Annotated in this window: 1 protein-coding gene; it reads left to right on the forward strand. The window is 60.3% G+C overall.

Going from position 1 to position 1,678, the window contains the following annotated elements; all coding sequences use genetic code 11:
• Window positions 1–3: 3 nt before the first annotated feature.
• A partial coding sequence (locus tag ACRQ1B_RS29110) for an electron transfer flavoprotein-ubiquinone oxidoreductase (protein WP_432297841.1) occupies window positions 4–1,678 on the forward strand: 1,675 nt, incomplete at its 3' end.

Raw genomic sequence — 1,678 nt, forward strand, 5'->3', positions numbered from 1 at the left:
GACATGACCGAAGCGACAGAGCTTCCCGAACGGGAGATGATGGAATTCGACGTTGTGATCGTCGGCGCCGGTCCTGCCGGCCTTTCGGCTGCGATCCGTCTGAAGCAGATCAACCCGGACCTGTCGGTCGTGGTTCTGGAAAAGGGTGCGGAAGTCGGCGCGCATATTCTGTCGGGCGCCGTGGTCGATCCTTCCGGCATCGATGCGCTGCTGCCGGGCTGGCGCGAGGAGGAAGGCCATCCCTTCAAGACCGAAGTCACCGCCGATCATTTCATGCTGCTCGGCCCGGCCGGTTCCATCCGCCTGCCCAACATCTTGATGCCGCCTTTGATGAACAATCACGGCAATTACATCGTCTCGCTCGGAAACGTCTGTCGCTGGCTCGGCGAAAAGGCGGAAGCCCTTGGCGTCGAGATTTATCCGGGCTTTGCTGCTGCCGAAGTGCTTTACAATGACAACGGCGCCGTGCGCGGTGTCGCCACCGGCGACATGGGGATCGAGAAGGATGGCGAGCCCGGCCCGAATTTTACCCGCGGCATGGAATTGCTCGGGAAATACACGCTGATCGGTGAAGGTGTGCGCGGATCGCTCGCCAAGCAGCTGATCGCAAAATTTGATCTCTCCAAGGATCGCGACGTCCAGAAGTTTGGCATCGGCATCAAGGAACTCTGGCAGGTGAAGCCGGAGAACCACAGGCTCGGTTTGGTGCAGCACTCATTCGGCTGGCCGCTCGACATGAAGACCGGCGGTGGTTCCTTCCTTTACCATCTGGAGGACAATCAGGTGGCGGTCGGTTTTGTCGTCCACCTCAATTACAAGAACCCTTATCTTTACCCGTTCGAGGAATTCCAGCGCTTCAAGACGCATCCGGCCATCGCCCCGACTTTTGAAGGCGGCAAACGCCTCTCCTACGGTGCGCGCGCCATCACCGAGGGCGGTTACCAGTCGGTTCCAAAACTGACCTTCCCGGGCGGTGCACTGATCGGCTGTTCGGCCGGTCTCGTCAACGTGCCACGCATCAAGGGATCTCACAACGCGGTCCTGTCCGGCATGTTGGCGGCGGAAAAACTGGCGGAAGCGATTGCAGCGGGCCGCGCCAATGACGAAGTGGTCGAGATCGAGAACGAATGGCGCGACGGTCCGATCGGCACGGACCTGAAGCGGGTGCGCAACGTCAAGCCGCTGTGGTCGAAGCTCGGCACGGTGCTCGGCGTGTCGCTCGGCGGTCTCGACATGTGGACCAACCAGCTGTTCGGCTTCTCCCTGTTCGGCACGCTGAAACACGGCAAGACGGATGCGGCCTCACTCGAGCCGGCGGCAAAACACAAGAAGATCGACTATCCGAAGCCGGATGGCGTCTTGACCTTCGACCGCCTGTCGTCTGTTTTCCTGTCCAACACCAACCATGAGGAGGACCAGCCGGTTCATCTGCAGGTGAAGGATATGGACCTGCAGAAACGCTCCGAGCACGACGTTTATGCCGGGCCTTCGACGCGTTACTGTCCGGCCGGGGTCTATGAATGGGTCGAGAAGGATGGCCCGGAGGGGAGCAGCCCGGTCTACGTCATCAACGCGCAGAACTGTGTTCATTGCAAGACCTGCGACATCAAGGACCCCAACCAGAACATCAACTGGGTGCCGCCGCAGGGTGCGGAAGGCCCGGTGTATCAGAACATGT

Source organism: Endobacterium panacihumi, from assembly GCF_050847465.1.
In the GTDB taxonomy this organism is placed as follows: domain Bacteria; phylum Pseudomonadota; class Alphaproteobacteria; order Rhizobiales; family Rhizobiaceae; genus Neorhizobium; species Neorhizobium panacihumi.